At 57.9% G+C, this 292-nt stretch carries 1 protein-coding gene; it reads right to left on the bottom strand.

Annotation, left to right across the window (positions count from 1 at the left end):
- Positions 1-56: 56 nt before the first annotated feature.
- Positions 57-292, bottom strand: a 236-nt coding sequence (locus tag ACTHSA_RS10835) for a ComEA family DNA-binding protein (protein ID WP_440378898.1), incomplete at its 5' end; no start/stop codon positions are given.

The raw sequence follows: 292 nt of genomic DNA, 5'->3' as shown, positions 1-292 counted from the left end.
AACCGGCAAACGGTTCGGCCTCGGGGCGGCATATACGGCACAAACGTCCGTCAGACTTATTTTTTCACGGCAGGCTGCGCGGCCTTAGGCGCGGTAGGAGAAACCGTCGCCTCCGCCTTCAACTTGTTCAGCACCGCATCACCGATGCCCTTCACGTTTTTCAGCTCCTCCACCGATTTGAACGCACCGTTCTTCTGACGATATTCCACAATCGCTTTCGCCTTAGCCGGGCCGATACCCGGCAATGCCTCCAGTTCGGCAGAAGAGGCCGTATTGACGTTCACGGCAGCCA

It is taken from the genome of Neisseria sp. P0008.S002, from assembly GCF_051962805.1.
In the GTDB taxonomy this organism is placed as follows: Bacteria; Pseudomonadota; Gammaproteobacteria; order Burkholderiales; family Neisseriaceae; genus Neisseria; species Neisseria perflava.
The sequence above is the reverse complement of the archived record's forward strand: the minus strand, read 5'-3'. Positions and strand labels throughout refer to the sequence as shown.